General features: G+C 39.1%; 22 protein-coding genes and 4 tRNA genes. 13 read left to right on the plus strand and 13 right to left on the minus strand.

Going from position 1 to position 23,781, the window contains the following annotated elements; translation table 11 throughout:
* Positions 1-26: 26 nt before the first annotated feature.
* Positions 27-650 (minus strand): TetR/AcrR family transcriptional regulator, encoded by a 624-nt coding sequence (locus tag JST56_05860; GenBank protein MBS1988485.1) that lies wholly within the window; start codon positions 648-650, stop codon positions 27-29.
* Positions 651-744: 94 nt separating this feature from the next.
* Between JST56_05860 and JST56_05865 the strand changes: the two genes are divergently transcribed.
* The gene (locus JST56_05865; GenBank protein MBS1988486.1) at positions 745-1,101 is read left to right on the plus strand and encodes a nuclear transport factor 2 family protein; all 357 of its coding nucleotides are present in this window, start codon (positions 745-747) and stop codon (positions 1,099-1,101) included.
* Positions 1,102-1,147: 46 nt separating this feature from the next.
* A complete protein-coding gene (locus JST56_05870) occupies positions 1,148-2,086 on the plus strand; it encodes an aminoglycoside 3'-phosphotransferase/choline kinase family protein (protein ID MBS1988487.1) in 939 nt (312 codons plus the stop codon).
* 22 nt (positions 2,087-2,108) lie between these two features.
* On the opposite strand, the gene JST56_05875 is transcribed toward JST56_05870, so the two are convergent.
* A complete protein-coding gene (locus JST56_05875) occupies positions 2,109-3,458 on the minus strand; it encodes an ATP-binding protein (GenBank protein MBS1988488.1) in 1,350 nt (449 codons plus the stop codon).
* 236 nt (positions 3,459-3,694) lie between these two features.
* Here JST56_05875 and JST56_05880 point away from each other — a divergent pair, with 236 nt between their 5' ends.
* Positions 3,695-4,459 carry a MerR family transcriptional regulator gene (locus tag JST56_05880; GenBank protein MBS1988489.1) on the plus strand — a complete coding sequence of 255 codons (765 nt, stop codon included), beginning with the start codon at positions 3,695-3,697 and terminating at the stop codon, positions 4,457-4,459.
* A gap of 94 nt (positions 4,460-4,553) precedes the next feature.
* Here the strand turns inward: JST56_05880 and JST56_05885 are convergent, their stop codons facing one another.
* Positions 4,554-5,597, minus strand: a complete 1,044-nt coding sequence (locus JST56_05885; GenBank protein MBS1988490.1) for a hypothetical protein — start codon at positions 5,595-5,597, stop codon at positions 4,554-4,556.
* Positions 5,598-5,848: 251 nt separating this feature from the next.
* Between JST56_05885 and JST56_05890 the strand changes: the two genes are divergently transcribed.
* The gene (locus JST56_05890) at positions 5,849-7,282 is read left to right on the plus strand and encodes an AAA family ATPase (protein MBS1988491.1); all 1,434 of its coding nucleotides are present in this window, start codon (positions 5,849-5,851) and stop codon (positions 7,280-7,282) included.
* 9 nt (positions 7,283-7,291) lie between these two features.
* Here the strand turns inward: JST56_05890 and JST56_05895 are convergent, their stop codons facing one another.
* From JST56_05895 to JST56_05910, 4 genes are all read right to left on the minus strand, one after another.
* Complete coding sequence (locus JST56_05895) at positions 7,292-7,858, minus strand: ankyrin repeat domain-containing protein (protein ID MBS1988492.1); 567 nt, start codon at positions 7,856-7,858, stop codon at positions 7,292-7,294.
* Between the two features lie 103 nt (positions 7,859-7,961).
* Positions 7,962-8,053: transfer RNA gene (locus JST56_05900), tRNA-Ser, on the minus strand.
* Between the two features lie 141 nt (positions 8,054-8,194).
* Positions 8,195-8,286 (minus strand) — tRNA-Ser (locus JST56_05905).
* Between the two features lie 34 nt (positions 8,287-8,320).
* Positions 8,321-8,394, minus strand: a tRNA-Arg gene (locus JST56_05910).
* 115 nt (positions 8,395-8,509) lie between these two features.
* Between JST56_05910 and JST56_05915 the strand changes: the two genes are divergently transcribed.
* The 6 genes from JST56_05915 to JST56_05940 all read left to right on the plus strand — a co-directional run bounded on the left by JST56_05915 (position 8,510) and on the right by JST56_05940 (position 12,330).
* On the plus strand, positions 8,510-8,794 hold the full coding sequence (locus tag JST56_05915) for a DUF167 domain-containing protein (GenBank protein MBS1988493.1): 285 nt from the start codon (positions 8,510-8,512) through the stop codon (positions 8,792-8,794).
* 10 nt (positions 8,795-8,804) lie between these two features.
* Positions 8,805-10,025, plus strand: a complete 1,221-nt coding sequence (locus JST56_05920; protein ID MBS1988494.1) for a type II secretion system F family protein — start codon at positions 8,805-8,807, stop codon at positions 10,023-10,025.
* A 91-nt stretch (positions 10,026-10,116) separates the two neighbouring features.
* Positions 10,117-10,203, plus strand: a tRNA-Leu gene (locus JST56_05925).
* A gap of 146 nt (positions 10,204-10,349) precedes the next feature.
* The gene (locus JST56_05930) at positions 10,350-10,703 is read left to right on the plus strand and encodes an HIT domain-containing protein (protein ID MBS1988495.1); all 354 of its coding nucleotides are present in this window, start codon (positions 10,350-10,352) and stop codon (positions 10,701-10,703) included.
* Complete coding sequence (locus JST56_05935) at positions 10,700-11,653, plus strand: alpha/beta hydrolase (protein MBS1988496.1); 954 nt, start codon at positions 10,700-10,702, stop codon at positions 11,651-11,653. The genes JST56_05930 and JST56_05935 overlap by 4 nt, the downstream gene beginning before the upstream one ends.
* Positions 11,654-11,814: 161 nt before the next feature.
* The gene (locus tag JST56_05940) at positions 11,815-12,330 is read left to right on the plus strand and encodes a hypothetical protein (protein MBS1988497.1); all 516 of its coding nucleotides are present in this window, start codon (positions 11,815-11,817) and stop codon (positions 12,328-12,330) included.
* An 82-nt stretch (positions 12,331-12,412) separates the two neighbouring features.
* Here the strand turns inward: JST56_05940 and JST56_05945 are convergent, their stop codons facing one another.
* Entirely contained in the window at positions 12,413-12,994 is a 582-nt protein-coding gene (locus JST56_05945) for a redoxin domain-containing protein (GenBank protein ID MBS1988498.1), read from the minus strand.
* 112 nt (positions 12,995-13,106) lie between these two features.
* Here JST56_05945 and trxB point away from each other — a divergent pair, with 112 nt between their 5' ends.
* Positions 13,107-14,039 carry a thioredoxin-disulfide reductase gene (gene trxB, locus JST56_05950; protein MBS1988499.1) on the plus strand — a complete coding sequence of 311 codons (933 nt, stop codon included), beginning with the start codon at positions 13,107-13,109 and terminating at the stop codon, positions 14,037-14,039.
* A gap of 48 nt (positions 14,040-14,087) precedes the next feature.
* Here the strand turns inward: trxB and JST56_05955 are convergent, their stop codons facing one another.
* A complete protein-coding gene (locus JST56_05955) occupies positions 14,088-15,044 on the minus strand; it encodes a bifunctional oligoribonuclease/PAP phosphatase NrnA (protein MBS1988500.1) in 957 nt (318 codons plus the stop codon).
* Positions 15,045-15,730: 686 nt separating this feature from the next.
* Between JST56_05955 and JST56_05960 the strand changes: the two genes are divergently transcribed.
* Entirely contained in the window at positions 15,731-17,137 is a 1,407-nt protein-coding gene (locus tag JST56_05960) for a hypothetical protein (GenBank protein MBS1988501.1), read from the plus strand.
* 80 nt (positions 17,138-17,217) lie between these two features.
* Here JST56_05960 and galU read toward each other — a convergent pair whose 3' ends face one another.
* From galU to JST56_05980, 4 genes are all read right to left on the minus strand, one after another.
* Positions 17,218-18,144 carry a UTP--glucose-1-phosphate uridylyltransferase GalU gene (gene galU / locus JST56_05965; protein ID MBS1988502.1) on the minus strand — a complete coding sequence of 309 codons (927 nt, stop codon included), beginning with the start codon at positions 18,142-18,144 and terminating at the stop codon, positions 17,218-17,220.
* Positions 18,145-18,176: 32 nt separating this feature from the next.
* Positions 18,177-19,211 (minus strand): phenylalanine--tRNA ligase subunit alpha, encoded by a 1,035-nt coding sequence (gene pheS, locus JST56_05970; GenBank protein MBS1988503.1) that lies wholly within the window; start codon positions 19,209-19,211, stop codon positions 18,177-18,179.
* Between the two features lie 270 nt (positions 19,212-19,481).
* Entirely contained in the window at positions 19,482-19,847 is a 366-nt protein-coding gene (locus JST56_05975) for a type II toxin-antitoxin system PemK/MazF family toxin (GenBank protein MBS1988504.1), read from the minus strand.
* Complete coding sequence (locus tag JST56_05980) at positions 19,825-20,052, minus strand: type II toxin-antitoxin system PrlF family antitoxin (protein ID MBS1988505.1); 228 nt, start codon at positions 20,050-20,052, stop codon at positions 19,825-19,827. The genes JST56_05975 and JST56_05980 overlap by 23 nt, the downstream gene beginning before the upstream one ends.
* 642 nt (positions 20,053-20,694) lie before the next feature.
* Here JST56_05980 and JST56_05985 point away from each other — a divergent pair.
* Complete coding sequence (locus tag JST56_05985) at positions 20,695-23,781, plus strand: leucine-rich repeat domain-containing protein (GenBank protein ID MBS1988506.1); 3,087 nt, start codon at positions 20,695-20,697, stop codon at positions 23,779-23,781.

The raw sequence follows: 23,781 nt of genomic DNA on the forward strand, positions 1-23,781 counted from the left end.
TAACCACCAAAAATATTAACTTGGATTTACTCTTGAGCAGGCTCGAGCAATGTCTTTATTAATATCTCTGCAAGCCACTGTTCGTATTCATCCGATGACCACCCTCGCTGAACCACAAACATGCGATACATATCTCGACCGGTAAAGGCCCAAAGAATGTCACGCGCTTTGGTTGCGCTCATTCCTTGTGCAAGAATCTTCTCTTTTGCCATCACCTTCACACCCTCTTCTTGCCGCTTATAACGACGCTCTTCACGCTCTTTTTCAAGATCCTTAAACTCAGGAGCAAGAACCGATGCACCACGAAAAATATCTATCTGCGCTCGCTCAGCATCGTACATTTGTCGTGCAATTTTTGCAGATATTTTAAGCCGCTCTTCGCCTGATTGTTCTTGCACAAATTTGAGAACAAGAGCTTCACGTTGGTCAGTAGGCAGCGCTTCATCCATAAGAGCTCGTACGATACCTAATTTTGATTGAAAAAGTGCGTAAATAGTTGGAGCCGAAACATCAGCTTGCTTGGCCAATTTTTCAATGGTCACACAGTCAAAACCTTCTGCTTGAAAAAGCCTCTTTGCTGCCTCAAGAATGCGGTTTTTTGTTTGCGCTGCCTGCGCCACTCGCGACTCAGAATTATATGCTCTTTTCATGTAAAACCCTCTCCATGCTTACCGTTTGACGAATTAGATATAGTTTACTATATTTAATATAGAATATCAAAAAGACCTAAAATTAAAGGAACTTATGAACAAGAATAATATAGAAATAGCCAGAAGCTACTACACTGCGATAGGAAAAAAGAATATTCAGGAATTCGAACAGTACTTACACCCTGATGTTAAGGTCATCAACCCTCTCATAGAAAGAACCGGTAAAGAGGTTGTTTTGGAAGCTTTGAAGGGATTCATTGAGGCTTTTAATACGCTCACCATACGTGCTGCATTCGATTCGCCTGATCAAGCAATACTCGTTATTGATGTTGATTATCCAGCTCCAATTGGAAACATCCGTACAGCCTCGCTCATAAGTATTCAAGATGCACTTATCGTAAAAATCGAACTTTTTTTTGATGGTCGCCCTTTTCAAACAAGATTGGTATGATCTATAAAATTTGATCGATAGGCTTTGATAATATTTGGAGCTTTTTATGAACGCACTCCCTTCATTTACATCGCTACAGGATCATATTGCACATTTAGGTGATGTTGATTTCTGGCAACCATACATCAATGAAATTTTGAAACGGCACGGTCTCTTTGCTACTGGGCTAAAACCAACAGCCGGCTTTAATCCAACGTACCCAACTTTTTTGTATGGTGATGTGGTCGTAAAATTTTTTGGCTATTCCAAGTCATGGCAACAACGTTACGCGGCTGAGCAAGCAGCGCTTGCACTTGTGGCAACAGATCGGCGGATTGCGGCACCCTGCTTGCTGGGTTATGGAAATCTCTATGATAATACTCAAGAATCATGGCCCTATCTGATTATGAGAAGAATGCCTGGAATTGCGGTAAGTCATGTCGAACTGACATATCAAGAAAAGATGAAGCTTGCAGGAGATCTTGGCAAGCAAGTTTCGTACATCCACGCACTCTCTTGGCAAGCGGGAGTAAGCACCGACACCGATTGGTTAGAGTTAGACATACAAGCGGCAGCAAAGCAGAGCTCGCTACCACCTCATCTAGTTGCACAAATTGATGATTACTTAACCAAGCTCAAACCAGAAGCTCCTGTATTCACGCACGGTGATTTATGCGATCAACACATCTTTGTCCAGAATGGGCAATTGAGTGGTATCATTGATTGGGGTGATGCAATGATTACCGATCGCCATTATGAACTCATTCAAATTTATCGTGGCGTGTTTAACTGCGATAAGACATTATTTCAAATATTTTTAGAAGCAAGCAACTGGCCCGTTGGCAAAGACTTTGCTACTCAGGCATTAGGCCAAGCCTTACGTCGTCAGGCAATTGGCGTTGCTCAACATCATGGCATGGATGTTTTTGAACCTATTGCAAAACTTTTTCCACTCAATGATATTAAAACACTCGATCAGCTTGCTCACGAACTTTTCTCACTATGAGGGGTTTATGCACCTTAAAAAACTAAAGAAGTTTTTCAATTGCCTGTGCAATATCTTGGTTTTTACGGCTCATAAACTGAGCAACGGCATAGAGAGGATAGGAATGAATATTCTGATAATAGGAGTAATTGTGCGTTGAAAAGCGAATCCCGAACGGGCTTTTCGTATGTGATTCAAGAAAGGCTTGAAGACTCTTGAGATGCTTACCCATACCTGACTTAACCTCAATAGGAATAACCGCGCCTTCTATCTGTGTAAGATAATCAATTTCTGCTTGCCCACTCACAGACTCCTTATGCCAATAGTAAGCATTATTTTTGTCGTATGGGTTATCATAGACAAGCATCTCTTGCCCAACGAATGCTTCAACCAATGACCCTTTATTAACAAATTCCTGGTGAGGCTGCAAAAACCAACCAGCAACATCAAGACCAAGCAACGCCTGAGCAAGCCCTGCATCAAGGAAGATGATTTTATAATCTTGTGGATCTATTTGGGCACCAAGCGGGATCCCTTGACCTCCTGAATAAAAAACTTTGTGCGCAATACCTGCTGTTACCAAGAGATCGAGCGCAGGCGCAAGCTCGCGTTTACGATAATCACCTTCAATAAGGCTATATTTAAATTTTCTTCCAAGCTGAAGCGGGATGTGCTCAAATACAAGTTCAACGTATTTAACTTGAAGCTTGCGCGCATATTTGCCAAAGTCCTGACGATATCCCCGTAAAAGTGTACTATGAATTCTGTTGCATCGAAGAGGGTCTTTTTTATCAACCCAATCTTGCACCACATGGGGCATTCCACCTAGTGCATAATATTCCGCCAAAAGTTCCAAGAGTCTATTATGGATGAATGAGCTCATTTCCTGATTAATATCATGATTAAGTATCTCTTTGATAATAAGAGTTTCACCCGTCGCTGCAAGATATTCAATAAATGAAAGTGGATGCATGTACAGCGATTCAACCCGTCCAACCGGCATACCAACTTGTAACAGTGCAAAATCAAGCAATGAGCCTGCTGCAATAACATGAAGCTCTGGGATCATTTCATAAAAATAACGCAAGGCTGTTATGGCCTGAGGTACCGCCTGAATTTCGTCCAAAAAGAGAAGTGTTTTCCCAGGGGTAATCGGCTTGTGTGCAATAAGCGAAAACTCACGAATGATCCTGTGAGGATCTAGATCTTTATCAAAAATTGCTTGTGCCTGTGTTTGTACTTCAAGGTTTATTTCGACGAAATCAGAATATGACTTTCCAAGTTGACGTATCGAATAGGTCTTACCAACTTGACGGGCACCACGAAGCAAAAGCGGTTTCCGAAGAGAATCACCCTTCCATTGCAACAAAAAATGGTCAATTATACGCTTCATTTCGCATCCCTTTTGGTTGAAATTAATATATAAAAGTACGCATTTTTGGTTGAAAACACAAGGAAAAAGAAATTACTTTTGGTTGTTTTCGGTTATTTTTTTGGAAAAAAGACGGCAAACCAAACCACCAGCCATTAAAAATATTTTAAAATACCCCTTGACCCTTACGTTACGTGATGCCGTATCTTGATACTATATCGTCAAGAGAAGCGTCTATCGAAAATCGAAAGGTTGAGATGAAGTACACGGTCAAACAGTTAGCACAGCTTTCAGGGGTGAGTATCAGGACACTCCATTGGTACGATGAAATAGGACTACTCAAGCCAGGATGCTATGGAGCCAATGGTTATCGCTACTACGAGGAAAAGCAGCTGATGTTGCTGCAGCACATTTTATTTTTTCGTGAACTTGGGTTCTCTTTGGACGATATCAAAAAGCTTCTTTTAACGAATGACTTTGATCAAGTCAGGGCTCTTTATGCGCATAAAAGGGTTCTAGAAGAAGATATCGCTCGTAAACAAAAGTTGATTACGACCGTCGAAAAAACAATTTTATACCAGAAAGGTAAACAGACTATGTCAGACAAAGAATTATATTATGGCTTTGATAGTACTCGGCAAAAAGAGTACGAACAGTACATCGTAAAATACCAGGGCCTTACAGCCGAAGATCTTTTGATTGAAAGCAAAAAGCGTACTGCAAAATGGGACAAAGACGAATGGGATATGGTCAAAAACGAAGGCGACGCAATCCATAAAGCACTTGCTGTTGCAATTGATAAAGGACTAAGCCCTGAATCTGATGAAGTACAAGTAATTATTCAGCGCCATTACCGGATGGTAAACAGCTTTTATGATGCCACTCAAGAGCTGTACATAGGATTAACGCAATTGTACGCCGAGCATCCTGATTTCAAAAAGTTTTTTGATGTATATCATCCAAAAATGATTGAATTTATTGGTAAAGCAATGAAATTTTATGCACACAAGAACTTAAAGTAGCTTTTAAAAATTATGTAGAGAGGAGTTCTTTTCAAGGGGTCAGTAACTCGACCCCTTGATCAATTTTACCAGATGAGCCCGAAAATATCGGATTTTAGTTCAAGATATAAGAAATATCCATTCTATCAACAGAAGAGCTTTTATCTCGAATGGCTTGAAAACTATTGATAAATCCTTCAATAAATTTCTTAAAATCCTCATCACTGATCTTTTCTTTTTCAAGCTTAAGTTTTTCAATATCAAATATTTCGAAACACCTTGAATGAATTGCCTCCCAAAAACCTTGAACATCTTCTTTTGCATGAACTATTTGTAAAAGAACATTCATAACAAATGCCTCTATTTGATCTTGTCGTAACTTGGCATCACTATTCACCAAAAAAACTCTCTGAGGGTTTACGATTAAACTCATACCATTGATCGAACTGCCATTACCTGGCAATTTATTGCAAATTCGCTGCAAATAGTCAGCATACTGATTCACTGTTAATTCTGGGAAAACAGTATTCAACTTTATCGCACATACCTTTAAAAGATTCTGATAAAAATGGTCGCATGATTCAGCACGTCTGATTTTATTAAAGTCTGATATCAAAGCAAGAAGCTTCTCTTTATCTTTCATATTAAAAAAATGATCACACATATTTTTAAAATATGAGGGCAAATGTAATGAATCCTCAATCATAAAAGATGAAAGAGTCAAAAAAGTTGCAAAAATCGACGCCGTAATGACCTCAACATCCTGATCTTGCTCAAATAGGTTTGCCAAATTTTTTGCCCAGGGTAATACCGTTTCTACATGATAACTAACAAGATTATGGCGTCTATCATCCTCAAGACCAATCGACTCGTCATACCTATTACCGTATTTATTATCGCTACTATTATTTACAAAAGGAGTTTGGCTCGCAGTTTCTTTTTTGCTTTTTGTCCTTGTTTGCGTAAGATCAACTTCTGCTTTTTTGCGGCTTCTTTTACCCGAACTATTGTTATTGTTGTTGTTATTGTTGTTACTGTTATTTCCAGACGCAAGGCACTCAACAATCTCTATTCCACTACCCTGCATTGCACGTACTGCTTTGAAGCCAGACAAAAAATAGATCAAAACATATAAAAACAATCTCAAAAAAAATTTCATATAAGAACATTCGCTATTTTTTATGATTAAAACATATTAAGCCAATTTTAAAACGCAATTATATCATGAAAATTGTTACTTTTCATTTTTTCAACTTCAACAGATATCTTATATCCTTCAGAAATTTAAATTTTATGCTCAAGTTGAACAAAACACCATCTTGAGCATAAATTATTGACTCGACTTCATGCTCATAGTATCATAATAATGATATTAAGCACAAAACGTGACTTGTGTGATTTAAGGAGTTTATGGCATTAAAACCGTTTATTGGTCGCAAACAAGAGCTCGAAAAACTTAAAGCCCTTCAACGCAAAGCTATTCCCAGCCTTGTTGTCGTTAAAGGACGTAGACGCATTGGAAAAAGTAGATTAATTGCCGAGTTTGCAGCTCAAACCCCCAAGCAAAAACTCTGGAATTTTGCTGGCCTTGCTCCTCAGGATGGTATGACCGCACAAACCCAGAGGGATCATTTTGCACAACAACTTACTTTATTTTTAAAAATACCACCTCTGACCTTTAAAGATTGGAGCGATGCCTTTGAGCATCTATCACTACACCTGCATGAAGGCGACATTGTCCTTTTTGATGAAATCTCTTGGATGGGAACTCAGGACCCAAGCTTTATTCCTAAACTTAAAGCCTGGTGGGACAAGCAAAAGATCTCCATTATTGTTGTATTCTGCGGATCTGTCTCTACCTGGATTGAGGAAAACATCCTCAAAAGCACAGCTTTTTTTGGCCGAATAACCTTAACCATAACACTTGAGTCTCTCTCTATTTCTGAAAGTGCCCATTTATTAAAGCTAATGGGTTTTCAAGGATCAACCTATGATACCTATAAACTTCTTGGAGTACTCGGAGGTATTCCTTGGTATTTGGAGCAAGTCAGTCCCGGAATGACTGCCGATAACCTTATTAAACAATTATGCTTTGAAAAAGATGGTCTTCTTGTTTTGGAATTTGAACGTATCTTTCATGATCTTTTTAATGGCAAAGGTGCTGCTTACAAAAAAATATTAGACTCTCTCAAAGATGGCATGAAAACACTGGCGCAAATTCGCCAAGATATTGATTTTGCACACAGCGGAACACTGAGTCATTTGATGGACCATTTGATCATTGCTGGGTTTGTAAAAAAACAAAGCCTATGGTCATTTAAGACCGCTCAGCCTCTTAAACAAAGTCTATATCGCATTTGCGATCCGTATATGCGTTTTTATTTAAAAGTCATCCAGAGTCACCGAGCTAAAATTGATTTAGGAGCTTTTGATGAAATAGCGTTATCGCAGCTTCCAGCATTTGAGGCTCATCTGGGATTACAGCTTGAGTATCTTCTTTTACAAAATCGAGCTCTTCTCTTAAAATCTATTGGAATCTCTGCAGCCGACGTACTCTGCGATGGTCCCTACAGACAATCTCAAACAGCAAGCGCAAAAGGATGTCAAATTGATTATCTGGTGCAAACATTTACAAAAAACTTGTTTGTGTGCGAATTTAAATTCAAACGACGAGAGCTCGAAACAGAGGTTATTCAGGATATGCAAAAGAAAATAAAAGCTTTAAAAATTCCACGCGGTTATGCCGCGGTTCCTATCTTGTTTCATGAAGGCGGTGTTGCTTCATCCGTTGAAACTGCCGGATATTTTTATCGCGTTATTGATATCACAGATTTTTTAATGTAGCCCGTAACTTCACTGATTGTCCATTAAGAATCTCATGATTTCATGATGGCCTTCATTGACCGCAAGATCAAATGGGGTTTCGCCCTCTTTATTTGTTATTGCCCAATCAGCACTATTGTTTACAAGTAATTCCACAATATCCTGATAACCTGCAACTACTGCATGGTGAAGCAATGTGTTGCCTTGAGCATCTTGCTCATTAAGGTCAGCTTGATTGACTACCAAATCCATAACTTGATCAAATAAATCTTGATGAGTTACATCAGCATTGCTCTTGTCGTTTTCATGAGAATCCGCTTGATTAATTTTGCGAACACTACCGCGCTCAAAAAACTCAGTATTGTTATAGAAACTTTCTAGCCCCATTTGCTTCTGCAACAACAAGTGTTCATCCTGATCACTATCATCTTCTTCAATAAACGTTTCTAACGTACGCTTCATTCCGTATACTTCTTCACGTGAAAAAACAACGATCAATGCAAGCGATAATGCGAAAATTTTCTTATTTTTTTTCATAGAAATTACAATAACTTTAAGAATGTTAAACAGATGTATAGCGTGAAAAATAATAGCCATGCAGTCATACGCCCAGCCTACGCCTTTTTCTAGAAAAGTTTATTTTTTATTTATATCAAGCCACTAAAGAACTGGCCGGGCCAACCGTAGCCTTGGCGAAGGTTGGTGGAGAGAGTGAGATTCGAACTCACGATTCCGGTTCCCCGGAATGACGGTTTTCAAGACCGTTGCATTCAACCGCTCTGCCATCTCTCCAATAGATGCTTTTTGATTTCAATATTTTTTGTGTTTGGTCCAACTAAAAAATTTATTTAATAATTCATTTAAAAAGCTGGCCGTGCCATACGAAGCCTCCTGGCTCACCATAGCTTAAAAACAACGGTGGCTGGCGGAGTATGGTGGAGAGAGAGGGATTCGAACCCTCGATCCGGGTTTCCCCAGATACTCACTTAGCAGGCGAGCGCTTTCGACCCCTCAGCCATCTCTCCACACAAATTTTTCAAAGACTCATTTCATAAAAAGTGCGCCCAAGAGGAGTCGAACCTCTAACCGTCAGATTCGTAGTCTGATACTCTATCCAATTGAGCTATGGGCGCATGTTGATTTCAATTTAAAGACATGATATCTATAAATTCGAGTTCAGTATAAAACATATAAAAATAAATGTCTCGCTTTTTTGAAGCTGTTTTAAAAAAATATTAAGGACCTCGTATGTCAGTAATCCTTGAGTGTAAGGTCGTTCCCAGTTCTGGAAAGCAGGAATTTGTGCGTGATAAAGCCGGTATCCTCAAGTGTTTTCTTAAAAGTGCCCCCGAAAATGGCAAAGCAAATAACGAACTGATTAAACTTATTAGTTCACTTTTACGGCTTCCCACGGCGCAAGTTACTATACTTCAGGGCCATACCGCACGAAAAAAAGTAATTAAAATTGATATTGATGCAACACTTAATGAAGTGCTTATGCGATGTGGGATTGAGACACAAACATCTTTTTAAGGATGAACCGATGACCGAATACCACTGGACGGGAATAGATACCAATGGAATACAAAAAAAGGGTAAAGCGTTTGCCCATTCCGTAGAGTCTTTACGCCAAGATCTTTATAACCAGGGAATTGCACTCCTCCAACACCGGCAGCCACGCCTGAAGCAATTTCTAACCTATCGCATCAGCACCAAGACCATATCGCTCACCAATCTGGCTGCTTTTTTTGAACATATCGGTATTTTGTTAGAAAATGGAATTCCGTTAGTTAAAGCACTCCAAACCTGTGGTGATCAAACATCAAATCAAGAGCTGAGGCAGCTTATTGCTGGCCTTATCCCCGATGTTGAAAAAGGAAAAAATTTTGCTCAAGCTTTTCAAGCCCATGCCCCCTATCTCCCTTTTTACGTACACTCACTCCTTACAATTGGTCAACAAACAGGATCTTTGGGCGCCATATGTAAAAATTTGAGTGAACATTTGAACGCAAACCAGGCACTCAAACGTCGCGTTAAATCCACCTTGATGGTTCCTGCAATTACCGCCGTTTTTGCGCTTGCAGTCACGCTGCTCATTCTTGTATTTATAGTTCCCCATTTTGAACAACTTTTTCAGTCTTCACGCATGAGCCTACCGATACTTACACAACGCATATTTTTTATTAGTTCTATAATTCGTTCCTCATTTGGCATCGGAACAATAGTTTTTTTTGGGCTTGGGCTTATTGCGCTTCCTCGACTGATTCCCACAACACAACTCAAAAAATGGGTATATAGAATTGGTTCCACAATTCCATACGTTAAAAATATTTTGGGCATGTCAATTTCACTCACTTTCCTAGAGACACTGAGCCTCTATTCAAAAACAGGACTCCCACTTATTCAAAGCCTTGAGGCAGCACAAACTATTATTACTCACCCTCAATTCAATGCAGATATACAAAAAACAATTACCTTGGTTACCCAAGGGAGCTCACTTGAACAAGCTCTTCAACTATGCTCACCGACACTCTGTAGCCCCACGGTGATTTCACTGATTGGGGTTGGCCAACAAACAGGAAATATAAATATGATGCTTCAAAAATCTGTTTTGTGGCAGCACAGCGAGCTTTCAAAAAAGCTTGAAATGGCAAGCACTCTTGCAAATCCTCTGCTCATGATTATTCTTGGCGGCGTAATTACCACACTATTGATCACTATTTATCTACCCATTTTTAACATGGCACTCATTCCGCCACTATAAAATTAATATAAAAAATTATGCTTTTACCATCACAACATCTTGACGTAATCCTCCTTTCTGGTACCCTTTAACGGTGATTGAAATCTTATATGCCGAAGTGGCGAAATTGGTAGACGCACGGGACTCAAAATCCCGCGGTAGCAATACTGTGTCGGTTCGAGTCCGACCTTCGGCACCATACTGCGCTCAAGCTTCGTATGGCTGGGCCGCTATGAACAAACGCTCTCTTGTTGTAGCTCATAATTAAACGCAATCACACCAAAAGTAAATGAGCAAAGGCAGGCCATCAGTTCTCATGATTACCAGAGTGCCCGGAGCATTAATATGCCAGCTGATTCTTGTATTTTCTGTAAAATAATTAATCGCACAATTCCAAGCAGAATCGTTTTAGAAAATGATTCTGTTATTGTCATCAAAGACATTGCCCCAAAAGCACCAATCCATAATCTTATTTTGCCCAAAAAACATATCAAAGATATGGTAAGCTTCACTCCTGATGATGCATCACTTGTTTGGAGTATGACACAAGCGGTACAAGAACTTGGAATTAATGTTGCTCCAAACCGTGCATTTAATCTTATAGTTAATAATGGAGCCGCCGCAGGACAACTGGTTTTCCATGTGCATTGGCACTTTTTGGCAGGTAAAAATCTTTACTCAAGCGAGTTTTCACTGTGAGAAGAAATTCTAGATTAAGACAACTCTTAGTCCCACTCCTGATCTTAGGAGTTGCTTTTGGCATTGTATTAGGGATTTCATATTATACCCTGTACAATCTAACAACCACCAAACAACGCCTTTTGTACGGCAACCGCATCTCAGACCTTGCTCAAGAAATTCGCGACGAGCTTTTGAAACGAGATAATTTTCGCGAAGTAGAGTTTCCATCCAAAGATAATTTAAAACTTTCTGGAGTCTTCGTTGCAGCTCAAAATCCTGTTGCAAACGTTGTCCTATGCCATGGGTACCAAGGAAGCAAAGAATTTATGTATGGCTACTTGGATCTTTTTCCTCGCTGCAACATTTTACTGTTTGATTTTCGCGCTCATGGAAAAAGCGAAGGAACGATGACTTCGATTGGCGTTCTTGAAAGCCGAGATGTCATTGGTGCGGTTCGCTATTTAAAAGAAACAACACAACAATCTCATCCTGATAAAAAAATTCCACTCATCATTCTTGGTGTTTCTATGGGCGGCGCTGCTGCACTCAAAGCGGCTGAACTTGAACCAAATTTGTGCGATGCACTTGTTGTTGATTCTATTTTTTGCACACTGCGCACAGTTATGGCACAAGTTTTTTCCCTCAAAACAGGGCTACCACACTTCCCATTCTTTGCGGTCATTACACGCTTGTTTAATTACTTCTTGGGATGCGACCTTGACACCATGAGCCTTATCCAGAGCGTTCAAAAAATTACACATCCTATTTTATTCATTCATTCCTGCAATGATAGCTTTATTGAACCAAAGCATTGTCTCACCCTCTATTCACATGCATCCAGTGAACGTACCAAGATCTGGATTGGGCCAAAATGTCAGCATGGCTGGCTTCATACCTACTACCCAGAAATATACCGCAGAAAAGTTGTTCGTTTCTTGCAAAAAAACGTTCCTGGCTATCAGGCTTAAACCTAAAATCTTGGATTTACCCGTTAAATCGTGGCCTCAACATTTTTACTGCACTCTCTTTTTTAAATATATTTATATATGAAATTATTTACTTAAGATTCTCTTATTTGATATAAATAAATATAGGTATTAAATTTTTCTATTAAATAAGGAGAGCAAGTATGAATAAATATAAAGCATGTATGGTTATTTTAACGCTCTGCGTAGTATCAATGAGTAATCGTACAGTTCTGGGAAAATCCAGTTACCTTATCACCCAAACAAGTCAATTTCATAATAATAGTATGTTAAATAGACTAATTCTTGCTCAAATTCTTTCTAGCGATAAGCAACAAAAAAGCTCTGAAACGACCAAAGATCAGCCTATTTCAGAGTATAAAAATCTTCCACGCCTTAACAAAAGCGAATACGTTACGGAGTTAGTCGGTCGGCGATTAACTCTTCAATCTTCATTCGGATATCTTAAACAATTACTCAAAGCCGTCATGTATCTAGACCATCGAGTTCGAATACTTGAAGGCAAAGAGGGAATCGGAGCGCCTCTTCTTAAAGAAGTGAAGAATGTCCGTGATGCTCTTAAAAAAATAACTGTCACGGATAATCCCGTAGTTGAAACCCAAGCTGCAACTGTTGCCCAAACTCCGGCAGCTCAAGAAGCATCTGATAGTCAGGATTAAGACTTCGATAAGCTTTGAAGGAGAAAGATGCTCTACACCTTTTCTAGAGAATCTTTCTCCTTCGCTTTTTATATCAAAAAATCTATTGATTGAAGTATTTTACCACACCTTCGCGTGTTGCAGTCATTGCTGGAGCACCGACAATCCAATTTGCAGGGCACACTTCGCCATGCTTTTCAACATGAGTGAGTGAATCAACCACGCGCAAAAGTTCGCTCACATTGCGACCAAGTGCAAAGTTATTAACCGAAGCGTATTGCACCACGTTCTTCTCATCAAGCAAGAAAACTCCTCGCAGTGAAACGCCAACTTCTTCGTTGAGCACATCGTAGCTTCTGGTAATGCTCTTATGAATATCTGAAAGAACAGGGAACGTTACCCCTTGAATACCACCAGAAATTTTTGGTGTATTCAACCACGCCATATGGGTGTGCGCTGAATCGACAGAAATAGCTAAAACTTGTACATTACGCAGCTTGAACTGCTCAAGATTATCCTGCAGAGCATGAAGTTCTGTTGGGCAAACAAAGGTAAAATCAAGTGGGTAAAAGAATAATAGCTTATAACCACTTGAATAGTCAGCAAGCGAAATATGCTTAATTTGTCCATTCACAACCGCTTCGCAACTGAAATCTGGAGCCTGTTTTCCAATTTTGATCATAATAAATCTCTACTATAAACTCTGTTAAATTACTTTACGCACTCAATAAACAGTATAAAATGTTTTTACATTTATGACGATACTCAGCACTTGTTCTCAAGATAAAGGACTTTTTATGAAATATCAGGTAGCAATTATAGGCTCAGGACCAGCAGGACTAACTGCAGGCGTTTATGCTGCCCGCGGAAACCTCTCAACCATTGTTATAGAGGGCAACCAACCAGGCGGACAGCTCACCACCACAACATCAGTGGAAAACTGGCCAGGTGAAACCTCTATTTTAGGGATCGACTTAATGGAAAAGATGCGCGACCATGCAAAAAAATATGGTTGTGCACTCGTTCAAAAAGCAATTACCAAGGTTGACTTCAGCTCTCAACCTTACAAGCTCTATACTGACAGCAATGATGTTATTGAAGCTGATACAGTAATTATAGCCACAGGGTCATCCAATAAAAAACTTGGGTGCACGGGCGAAGATGAGTATTTCTCTAAAGGTGTTGCAACCTGCGCCACCTGCGATGCACCATTTTATAACGGTAAAGAGGTGATTGTTGTTGGTGGCGGAAACACTGCCGTTACCGAAGCTGAACATCTGCTCCATTTTGCAAGCAAAGTAACGATTGTGCATATTCTTGACCAACTTACGGCAAATGACCCGATCAAAGATAAGGTTCTGGAAAATCCAAAAGCCTCATTCATCTACAGTTCAACGATTGTTGAAATTAAAGGTGATGGCCAAAGAGTTACCGAAATTGTTGTTGAAAATCAAAATGATAAATCAAGAACGACCGTTAAAGCTGATGGTGTTTTTGTTGCGATTGGCTTTAACCCCAACACGCAACTCTTTAAAGATCAGCTTGAAGTTGACCAATATGGCTACTTAGTTCTTAAAGGTCATACCCAAACAAGCAAAGAAGGTGTTTTTGCAGCTGGTGACGTTGCGGACTTTTTATACCGTCAAGCAATTACATCAGCGGGCATGGGATGCATGGCAGCGCTTGATGCGCAGCGTTATTTGTCACAGAAAGAATGTAAAACAAAATAAGCTTATCCAAGAGCATAGATGATAGGCTCTCTATGCTCTTGGATATCATTACAAATTTTTTGTAACATCTCGCATGAATTCATAAATTGGTCGATTACTCAAAATACCGGAAGCATTTTTGTGGCCACCACCACCAAAGCGCGATGCTAGCTCATTCACGTCACTTTTCTTAGATCGCAATGAAACTTTAGTTTCGCCGGACTCCATCTCATAGAAAACGAGTGTAATATCAACGCCACTAATTTCCCATAAAAAATTACTGAATCCAAGTAATGACGTAAGCGTTAAGTTGTGCTTTTTAAGATCTTGTTGGGTAATGCCGACCCATGCAGCATTACCTGTTGGTGAAATCTGAATGCGCAGCAATATTTCGCCCCACAACGTAATAACATCTGGACTCTTGTTACAGAGCAATTCTGTTTTGAGTTGAAACAAATTTGCACCAAGCTCAATGAGCTCTCCGGCAACACGCAATGTTTTGGGGGTCGTCGCCTGTGTGTGAAAAACTTGGCTGTCATAGAGAATGCCCATCATCAAACACTCTGCAACATGCGTATCAATAACAGTTTTATCCCACACGCACAAAAGATCATAAAGAAGTTCACAGGTACTTGAAACGGTTGTATCAATAATATTACAGACACCTTGTAAGCGATTACTTACATGATGATCTATGTTAATTAAAGAAATTGCTCGGAAAATATCTGGAAAATAAAGCCGATCATAATTAGCCGTATCACATGCTATGAGTAAATCGGGTACCTGACTGTGATGTCCAATTAAAATATTAGAAGGAGATCGTTTAAGTGGAAACTCAGGCTCATCCAGATAAATAGCCTCAACCTGTTTGCCCATCTTTTCAAAAATAGATGAAAGTGCCGCACATGCAGATATTCCATCAGCATCTGGTTTTCGATGCGTCAGGAGCGTAATTTTTTGTGCCTGCTGTATCAATATCCATGCACGTGATATTGCCGTATGAATTTGGTCAACTCTAGTTTCCATAAAACTCTTTCTCTCTTGCGTCATATGCACTACAATCTATCAAAAATTCTATCGATTTTATCATCACGTTTTCCAGAAAAGAAAATTCCCGCATGAAGGCTCGAGTTTCGTCCAAACAATGATACATGTCAATAGCTGAGCAGAGCAAACAATCAAAAACAATATCAATACGTCAATAAAACGACACCAAATTTACTCCTTGGTGAAAAATTTAATAAATATAAATATACTATTTTTTCAATATGAAATCATACCATGAAGAATAGCGCGTAAAAACCAACACAAACCATTCATACTGCATATTTTTTTCACACGACTTTTTTCTCAAAAAACAGCTTATGATCAACTTTTTGAACAACAATAGAAAATATTTTTGTCATCTTTTTGTCAATAATCCAAATACAGGCTGAATAATTAATACGTGTTTGACAATCCGCCTATAATCACGTATTCTCAAATCATGCGCAATTAAATTGCAAATTCAACATACGCTCAAAACATCTAAAAACTCTAAAGACTATCTGCATTGAAAATGAGCGCACGTTAGAGCAAACCATCAAGCATATTCATATAAAAAAGAATGAAGAAAGGACAGGGAGAGAAATAGGTCGTGAGGTAATTTTCTTACATTATGAAGAAATGTAATAAAAAAATTGCAATTAAAATCATATAGAAGGATCAAGGCAATGATTACTGGTATTGAACAATCTCGGAAAAAAAGTGAAATCAGCATAGGCAAAATAAGAAACTACAATGAAGTTATTGATCACCTCTCTTCGCTCAAATCATCTGAATACAGTGAGCAGTCACTCGTACGAATGAAAGAGCTTGATAAGTGCTTTGATAACATTACATCAAAAATTGATGTCATTTTAGTTGGTGGAACAAATGGTAAAAGTTCAACCATTCATTTTGCTGCAAAATTACTGAAGGAAGAAGGCTTCAAAGTTGGTGCCGCTTTTTCAAGCCACCTGCTTACCTACAACGAACGTTTGATCGTTGACTTCCAACAAGTATCCAATAAATCTTTTGCCGATATTGTTAATGAAGTAATTAATGTTGCAGATATGAACAATATCAAAGCAACAGCTTTTGAAATTATCACTATTTCAGCACTACGTCACTTCGTAGCAGAAAATGTGACTGTAGCACTTCTTGAAGTTTGTTATGGTGGAAAATATGATGCAACTGCAATCTTCAATCCCAAAATTGCAGCAATCACTCGTATTGCAGAAGACGCTAAAGGCTTGCTTGGTCATGACCTTGATAAAATTTCATTTGAAATGCTTGAAATTTGCAAACCAGGAACATGGTTCATTTCTGCAGAACAAAGTAAACTGCGCCTTCAAAAAATGAAAACATGGTGTGAAGACCGCACGGTAAAATGGGCAATGCCTATCAGAAAACTTGCATCACTCCCGTACATCTACGAACAACTCTACGGAAGAATTGCTTCACTTGGTGAACGCATTGCACAAATTTATGTTGAAGATATTAAAGGGAAATTTTCTCCTTTCTTGCGCGGTAACCTGTTGGCAACTCAAAAAGGTCAACGCGGTCGCCCAACATTGGAAGCTAAGCGTCATGCTGAGTTGAATCCAATCAAAACACTTAAAAGTTTCTGGAATGATCAGTTTGATCTTCTCAAGGGTCGCTTCGAAAATCTTGATAAAGAAAAACCATCAATCCTGCTAGATAATGCAAGCAACCTTGATGCCTTTACCAACCTTTTTTTAGGTATTCGTCTGCTTCATTACCAAAAGCCCCTCAAAGGCTTAGCCATGGTTATTGGTTTGAGCAAAACCACCAATGCGCTTGAAGCAATCAAATTGATTCGTTATTTGTTGAAAAAAGTAAGCGGAAACATTTTCTTTGTTCCACTTCCTGACAAAGATATTCCGTCACATGATGTTCAAGATCTTGCGCTGATGGCAAAAGAACTCAACGTCAAAGCAAAAGCATGCCAATCATTTGCTGATGCATTTGAACAAGCAAAGACTGTTGTTGATGAACGAGATGGCTTGATTGCTATCAGTGGATCAAGTGAGCTTGTTACCGAATATTGGAAACAACGAGGTATCAAGAAGTTCTAAGCTTGATATTTTAATTTTGATTTAAAAAAAGAGCCACATGTAATTTTACGTGTGGCTCTTTTTAGTTTCTAATATTTTAATTACAAAATACTGTTACGCACTTTGCTGAGCTGATCAGCTTTCCCTTGCATCAAAACAAATTCACGATCAACCGTTTTTAAATAATCGAGTATCTCTTGACCATATTTTGGATGCCGCAATGCTAATTCAATGTTTGCTTTAAGCAGACCCATTGGATTACCAATATCGTAACGAGTGCCTTGAATTTTATACGCAAATACTTTCTCACCTGAAAGTAATAGGCTTTGAATTGCATCGGTCAGCTGAATCTCTCCTCCAATACCATGTCGCTGCTCTTCAAGAATAGGAAATATTGATGGCGAAAGAACATAGCGGCCAACAATAGCAAGATTTGATGGTGCATCTGCAATTGAAGGTTTTTCAACAAGCTCTTTAACTTGAAAAAGATTTGGTGAAAACTGACGACGCACTGCAATAACACCATAATTTGAAACCTGTTCCATGGGAACTTCTTGTACGGCAACCACATTACATTTTTCTTGTAGCGACACCTGAATGAGTTGCCCCATACAGGCAATATTATTGTTGATAATGTCATCGGGCAGAAAAACTGCTACCGGTTCTTTACCGACTAAGTGCCGCGCAGTCCAAACCGCATGACCAAGCCCGAGAGGCTCTCGCTGACGAACATAAGTAAAGTCAGCCGCATTAATAATTTTTGAAATGCCCTCAAGAAGCTCTTCTTTGTGTTTTGCTTTGAGGTGAAGCTCAAGGTCAGGCGCCGAGTCAAAGTGATCTTCAATACCACTTTTATTTTTACCAGTCACCACAATAAAGTGCTTGATTCCAGACTTGATACCTTCCTCGACAATATACTGAATCGCTGGCTTATCGAGCAGCGGCAGCATCTCTTTTGGCGTTGTTTTTGTTGCTGGCAAAAATCGCGTGCCAAGACCTCCTGCTGGAATTATTGCCTTTGTAATCATTACCAGATCTCCCTATCCAATCTTCTTTTTTTTTAAAACTGCTCAAGAAATTTCAGCTTCCCTCCATACACATGGCGAATGTCATCAATTCCATACGAAAGCATGGCAAGCCTTGTCAGTCCAAACCCAAAAGCAAATCCAGAATACACATCTGGATCAATACCACCGGCTCTTAAGACATTGGGGTGGATCATGCCGCATGGGAATACTTCAATCCAGGTTGAGCGCTTGCATACTGAACAACCGGAAGTGCAAAAAACACATCGCATATCGATTTCTATACCAGGTTCAACAAAGGGGAAAAATCCTGGTCGAATGCGAATATCAAGTTCATTTTTTTTGAAAAGTGCTTTTAAGAATGCCTGAGCGGTCGCAAACAAATGTGAAAGATTAACATTTTTATCAACGTAAAAACCTTCACACTGCATAAACATAAAGTCATGAGAGGCATCAACCGCTTCATGTCGATAGGTTCGTCCTGGCACAATCGCCGCCAATGGAAGCTCTTTGCTTTGCATTGCTCGTACCTGCACGTTAGAGGTATGCGTACGCAACAAATGGCCTGGTAAATCAGTCCAGAAGGTATCATACATATCACGTGCTGGATGATCTTGCGGAATATTGAGTGCGGTAAAATTATAAAAATCAGTCTCAAGCTCGGGACCATCAAGAACCTGATATCCCATTGAAATAAAGATATTTTCAATTTCTTCTATAAATGGCGTAAATGGATGGAGGTGACCAGTGGCAAGACCTGTTTTATGGGCAGTCACATCAAAGTGCTCTTTTTTAAAATCTGCCGCTTGAGCTGCCTGGACCACAAGCGCTTCGCGACGATCTTTGATCTGCTGCTCAGCATCTTGTCGTAGCTGGTTAAGCGCCGGTCCTACCTCTTTTTTCTGATCGGTCGATAAATTTTTTAGCTCACCCAGGAGTTCTGAAATAGGTCCTTTTTTACCAAGAAACTGAACCCGAACCTCCTCAAGAGCCTTGAGATCGGCCGCTTGAGTAAGTTTATCCTGAAATTCCTGTCTGACACGATTGATTGTTTCAATTAAGGCCTGCATACAGGCTCCTTGAGAAGATTCACGTTAAAATTGCCCAAGGCACAAATCACTTGATGTGCTGGGTACGAACTGCTCAAAAGATAGCATATTTTTGCATTTTTACCAGTTCTTGGCCGGCTCAAAAAAAGCAAATACGTTTTGAAGCAAAAGAATATGCCCGTTCTCAGACCTACAGCTCAATAGAACTGGAAGAGGCATTTCAACGTGCTTGGAGAAAAAAATTAGAAAACAAAAAAATCAAACGTCATTTCAATATTTGATAAAAAAGATCTATTCTAACTCAAATACTTTTACATTCATTAATTGATTAATCGATTTCACGAGAGCTTGTCTATCTTGCAATCCAAGTAACCCAGATTTTCTTAAAATAAGACGATTATCCAGCGTAAAAAATTTCATACGAATAACCGATGGCTTTTCAAGTCCAGTTGCCTGAAGATCTTCAATATTTACATCACCTGACCAAGGTGCATTACGCGCACTGGTAATCATCAACATGACAGCATGCTGAACTTGTTGATTAAATGATGCGCAAGATATGACAAGTGCTGGTCGACGTTTAAGATTATTTTGATCAGTAAAGGGGAATGGAACAATCACCACATCAAACTGATTATAAATCACGATAGTCCTCATCATCATTTTGGGAGTTCCACTCTTCAAGCGTGGCCTGCAATGATTCCGCATACATGCGGTCAAAGCGCTTCTCTTTTCTTATTACCACCTGATTATCAGGCAATATCTCAAAAAGAATCTTATCCCCAGACTGAATATCAAGAATCTTTCTTATCTCCTGAGGAATAGTTGCTTGAAATTTAGAGGTGACAGTTGAACGCTTCATAAACCCCCCTGTGCTACAGTATTACAGTATTACAAGTATCAGTGTAATACCCAATATGGATTTATGTCAATATTTAGTCAATTTTGAGAACTGGATTGCCTGATGCGCCGGGTACAAACTGCTCAAAAGACAGCATATTTTGCGTTTTTACCAGTTTTTTATCAGCCCTCACCCTTGCCAGCCAAAAGCAACGTTAAAAACAGCTCTCTCCTTCACAATCTATTGTTAATTCAAATACAAAATAACCCATTAGACACTTAATATAATTAATGCTAAATTGCAATTATAAGTATAAAACCTCCTGACTTTCAGGGAAAACAGTTTAGGGAGAATGTATGACTATTTTTGTGCCCATATTCACACGAGCATCGGTAAGCCCAATAGGCTTACAGCTTTGTGCCGCGCGCAATCAAGCATCATCTTTTTTAAACTCAAGACTTTGTATGTCAAAGCAAACCTTCAAGCGAAGTAATTCGGAACTTCGTAAACAAAATCGTTTACGCGTTATACGCGAATCTCAACTTATTATCTAAACCCCATTTTTATTCACGTGTATTCGTTGCTAAACGAATACGTTGATCACGTTAATCGGTGGTCTGATCATGCAAACTATGCATGACTATTTTGAAAAATATGGAGGTTATGATGAAATTTGTACGTTTATTTTTAAATTCACTTGTTCTTACAACACTTGCCCTGAGCATGAGCTTGCAGGCAAACATTTCACCCTTAGCGTTTAAAGAAATTTTTGAACACTTCAAGCCCGGCTATGAGCTGTATGCGCCAAACATTGGTTGCGCAGCGCTCAAGAACGGTACCGTTGATGCGATCCGTTTTTACAACGTCATCCCTGGGCCGCAAGATTCGCAAGGGCGTCGTCTGTACATTCAGGATAAAGCGCTTAAAAACGACCCGTTTGCTGCGCTGGCAATTTTACTCTTTCCATCGCCGGCCGGACAATTAACTGCCATGACCAGTCATAGCCAAAGCATTGGTGCACAGTTGAGCGTGCAAGATGTTGCTACGCTTTTGAACTTTTGTGCAAAGGTAAGAGCCGCAGTAAAAAACGGTAAAGCACATGACAAGACCGGGAATGAATTTGGTAAAAATATCAGAAATATTTTAAAAACGTGCTCGCAATCTTGCCAAGATCAGGACAAAAATTATTTTGTAAATTTTATTGAGAACAACAAACAATTTGCCCCTGAAGGATACCCCCATAGCCAAGATCTTTTGGTTTCGTTATGCAAATGTATAGAGCTGGAAGAGCGAGATGATCGAAGACAAAAAAAATGTGCCACATATAAAGATCAAGAAAAGTTTAAACGCCATTTTGAAAAATATCATGAAGCAACATTTTATCCCAAGTACACACCAGAAATGCTCCTCAACGCTTTCTTTTGTTTAAAATTTGGTTCAGAAGAAATTCAGACCTTGATCCAAAATTTAGATGAACAGCTTGTTGACCATCAAGTAATGTTCGAAAATGGATTGATTGATGCAAATAATCTTAAGGCTGCAGTGCAAAAATCTTCTGATCAGGCAACTCTTGATGACCTCTGGGTCATCCAAAACCGCGACTTAATTGATGCTGTTATTCCCTATGCACGCCAGTGCAAGCCGGTCAACAATGGCTTGGCATGCGGTTATGACCGTGCAACCAATCAGTTACTTGAAAACAAAAAATACCCAGACTGCACCGAGACAACCATTCGTCACCTGTGTAATTTAGCTTTGTACAACAAGCAAACCAAGCATTGGGATGTAGAGCATGCTCTGAAAAAAATTAGTGATATGCAAACACACGATAACCTTGAAGCGTTTTATCAGCTTCAAAAACCTGAACAGGCAAACTCTGGTGAGGCTGCCGTGCGTAACGCTTGGAGTAAGGTGGTAAACAATCTTGATGCCAACATTCGGTACAATCAAAAATATCTTGCTCAGAGTAACCACAACGATAATGAGGTCGACACTGGCCTTGTTAACATCATGCGCGTGCTCAATACCGTTTTTAATCTCGGTCTTGAATCAGAGCCTATGTATCAAGATGACAATCAGTACGCTCAAGCAGTAACAGAGTGGGCAACTACCGGACTTAAAACTTTTTTCAAAACCCTCGCTCCTGAAAAACAAAATATTTCTATTGAAATTGATAACGTTGCAACCTATACCGCAAGCGATAATCGCAAAGATTGTTCTGCAAAAGTCACTGTACAAGTTGAGCAAGATTTTAATTTTGTCATGGGCGTTGAGTTTGATCATGCAAAATTTGATTCGATTACCACGCTTGCTCCTGAAAGAGTTCAAGTAAGCCAAGACAAAACTGCTTCATGTGCACAATACCATGCTCATACGTTGCAACATTCAGGTGAACAAATTTTGTTGTTGAGTGCTGCAACCAAAAATTTTATAACAACACCACTGCACACGCTTTTTTCGATAAATGTCATTGATAGCGCTACCATCATCACCATGCTCAAACAATTGCACGTGATGCTTACAGGCAACCACATTAATTACGCACGTGCAGCTTTGATTTTACAAAACGCACTGCAGCGCTTCTTATGGCAAGATTTGCAGATAAGTTCGAATATTCAACCCGTATTGAGAAATTTATATGACCTTAATAATGACGAAATTCGTTCTGTCTTAAGTAAAGAAGTAAAAACAATTATTGGCGATAAATGGCTATCCGATTTTTTCAATAATAGTTTTGATGATGCATCACAATTTTTTACAGCCCTTGAAGCAATCGACCTTAGTAGCTCAGGAATCAAAGCCTTAGAAATTTCTGGAACCTGCCCTAACCTCAAAAAACTCAACCTGAGTAATACACAAAACCTTGAATCAGTTAAGCTCTCTGGATCATTAAATGAACTTGAAGAAATTACACTTTCTGATTCAGAAATCAAAACCATAGAAATTTCTGAGAACGTTTGCCCTAACCTCAAAAAACTCAACCTGTATAATACACAAAACCTTGAATCAGTTACTCTTTCGGGATCCTTAAATGCGCTTAAAACGATTGACCTAAGCAAATCACGAATCCAAAGTCTAGAAATTTCTGGTAACACCCGCCCTAACCTAAAAAATCTCTATCTTTATAAAACACAAAATCTTGAATCGCTTACGCTTTCAGGCTCACTCAATGCGCTTAAAACAATTGACCTTGGTTTCTCAGGAATCAGAACTCTAGAAATATCTGGCACCTGCCCTAACCTAAAAAAGCTCTACCTTTTTGAAATACCAAATCTTAAATCGGTTACTCTTTCAGGATCATTAAATCAACTTGAAACAATTGACCTTGATTGCTCAAGAATCAGAACTCTAGAAATATCTGGCACCTGCCCTAACCTAAAAAAGCTCTACCTTTCTCACACACCAAACATTGAATCGCTTACGCTTTCAGGATCATTCAATGCACTTGAAGAAATTACACTTTGGGGCTCAGGAGTCAAAGAATTAGTTTTGGATAAAAATTTGTTTCCAAAACTCAAAACATATGACCCTCGAATCAAGTTCATTGATAAAAAAAGAAAGCGTGATGAAGAGGATAATTTTGAAGAAGAAATTGGGAAAGAAAATAAACATTTTAAGTTTGTTGAAATCGAAGATGCTGAACTTATTGAAATCAAAGAAACAAATCTCATTGAAGTCGAAGCATCTGAACGGAATAATACCAATAATGAAATAGCTGACCAGCAGATTAATTGGTGCAATCTGATATAA

This window comes from Candidatus Dependentiae bacterium (assembly GCA_018266175.1).
Classification (GTDB): Bacteria; Babelota; Babeliae; order Babelales; family RVW-14; genus JAFEAY01.

Bases quoted from the DNA above. Each gene is read 5' to 3' on its own strand.
- JST56_05885 (MBS1988490.1), bottom strand. From the start codon at position 5,597: ATGAAATTTTTTTTGAGATTGTTTTTATATGTTTTGATCTATTTTTTG.
- JST56_05975 (MBS1988504.1), bottom strand. From the start codon at position 19,847: ATGAGGACTATCGTGATTTATAATCAGTTTGATGTGGTGATTGTTCCA.
- JST56_05920 (MBS1988494.1), top strand. From the start codon at position 8,805: ATGACCGAATACCACTGGACGGGAATAGATACCAATGGAATACAAAAA.
- JST56_05880 (MBS1988489.1), top strand. From the start codon at position 3,695: ATGAAGTACACGGTCAAACAGTTAGCACAGCTTTCAGGGGTGAGTATC.
- JST56_05915 (MBS1988493.1), top strand. From the start codon at position 8,510: ATGTCAGTAATCCTTGAGTGTAAGGTCGTTCCCAGTTCTGGAAAGCAG.
- pheS (MBS1988503.1), bottom strand. From the start codon at position 19,211: ATGCAGGCCTTAATTGAAACAATCAATCGTGTCAGACAGGAATTTCAG.
- trxB (MBS1988499.1), top strand. From the start codon at position 13,107: ATGAAATATCAGGTAGCAATTATAGGCTCAGGACCAGCAGGACTAACT.
- JST56_05960 (MBS1988501.1), top strand. From the start codon at position 15,731: ATGATTACTGGTATTGAACAATCTCGGAAAAAAAGTGAAATCAGCATA.
- JST56_05895 (MBS1988492.1), bottom strand. From the start codon at position 7,858: ATGGCTATTATTTTTCACGCTATACATCTGTTTAACATTCTTAAAGTT.
- JST56_05890 (MBS1988491.1), top strand. From the start codon at position 5,849: ATGGCATTAAAACCGTTTATTGGTCGCAAACAAGAGCTCGAAAAACTT.
- JST56_05860 (MBS1988485.1), bottom strand. From the start codon at position 650: ATGAAAAGAGCATATAATTCTGAGTCGCGAGTGGCGCAGGCAGCGCAA.
- JST56_05940 (MBS1988497.1), top strand. From the start codon at position 11,815: ATGAATAAATATAAAGCATGTATGGTTATTTTAACGCTCTGCGTAGTA.
- JST56_05980 (MBS1988505.1), bottom strand. From the start codon at position 20,052: ATGAAGCGTTCAACTGTCACCTCTAAATTTCAAGCAACTATTCCTCAG.
- JST56_05875 (MBS1988488.1), bottom strand. From the start codon at position 3,458: ATGAAGCGTATAATTGACCATTTTTTGTTGCAATGGAAGGGTGATTCT.
- JST56_05985 (MBS1988506.1), top strand. From the start codon at position 20,695: ATGATGAAATTTGTACGTTTATTTTTAAATTCACTTGTTCTTACAACA.
- JST56_05955 (MBS1988500.1), bottom strand. From the start codon at position 15,044: ATGGAAACTAGAGTTGACCAAATTCATACGGCAATATCACGTGCATGG.
- JST56_05930 (MBS1988495.1), top strand. From the start codon at position 10,350: ATGCCAGCTGATTCTTGTATTTTCTGTAAAATAATTAATCGCACAATT.
- JST56_05870 (MBS1988487.1), top strand. From the start codon at position 1,148: ATGAACGCACTCCCTTCATTTACATCGCTACAGGATCATATTGCACAT.
- galU (MBS1988502.1), bottom strand. From the start codon at position 18,144: ATGATTACAAAGGCAATAATTCCAGCAGGAGGTCTTGGCACGCGATTT.
- JST56_05865 (MBS1988486.1), top strand. From the start codon at position 745: ATGAACAAGAATAATATAGAAATAGCCAGAAGCTACTACACTGCGATA.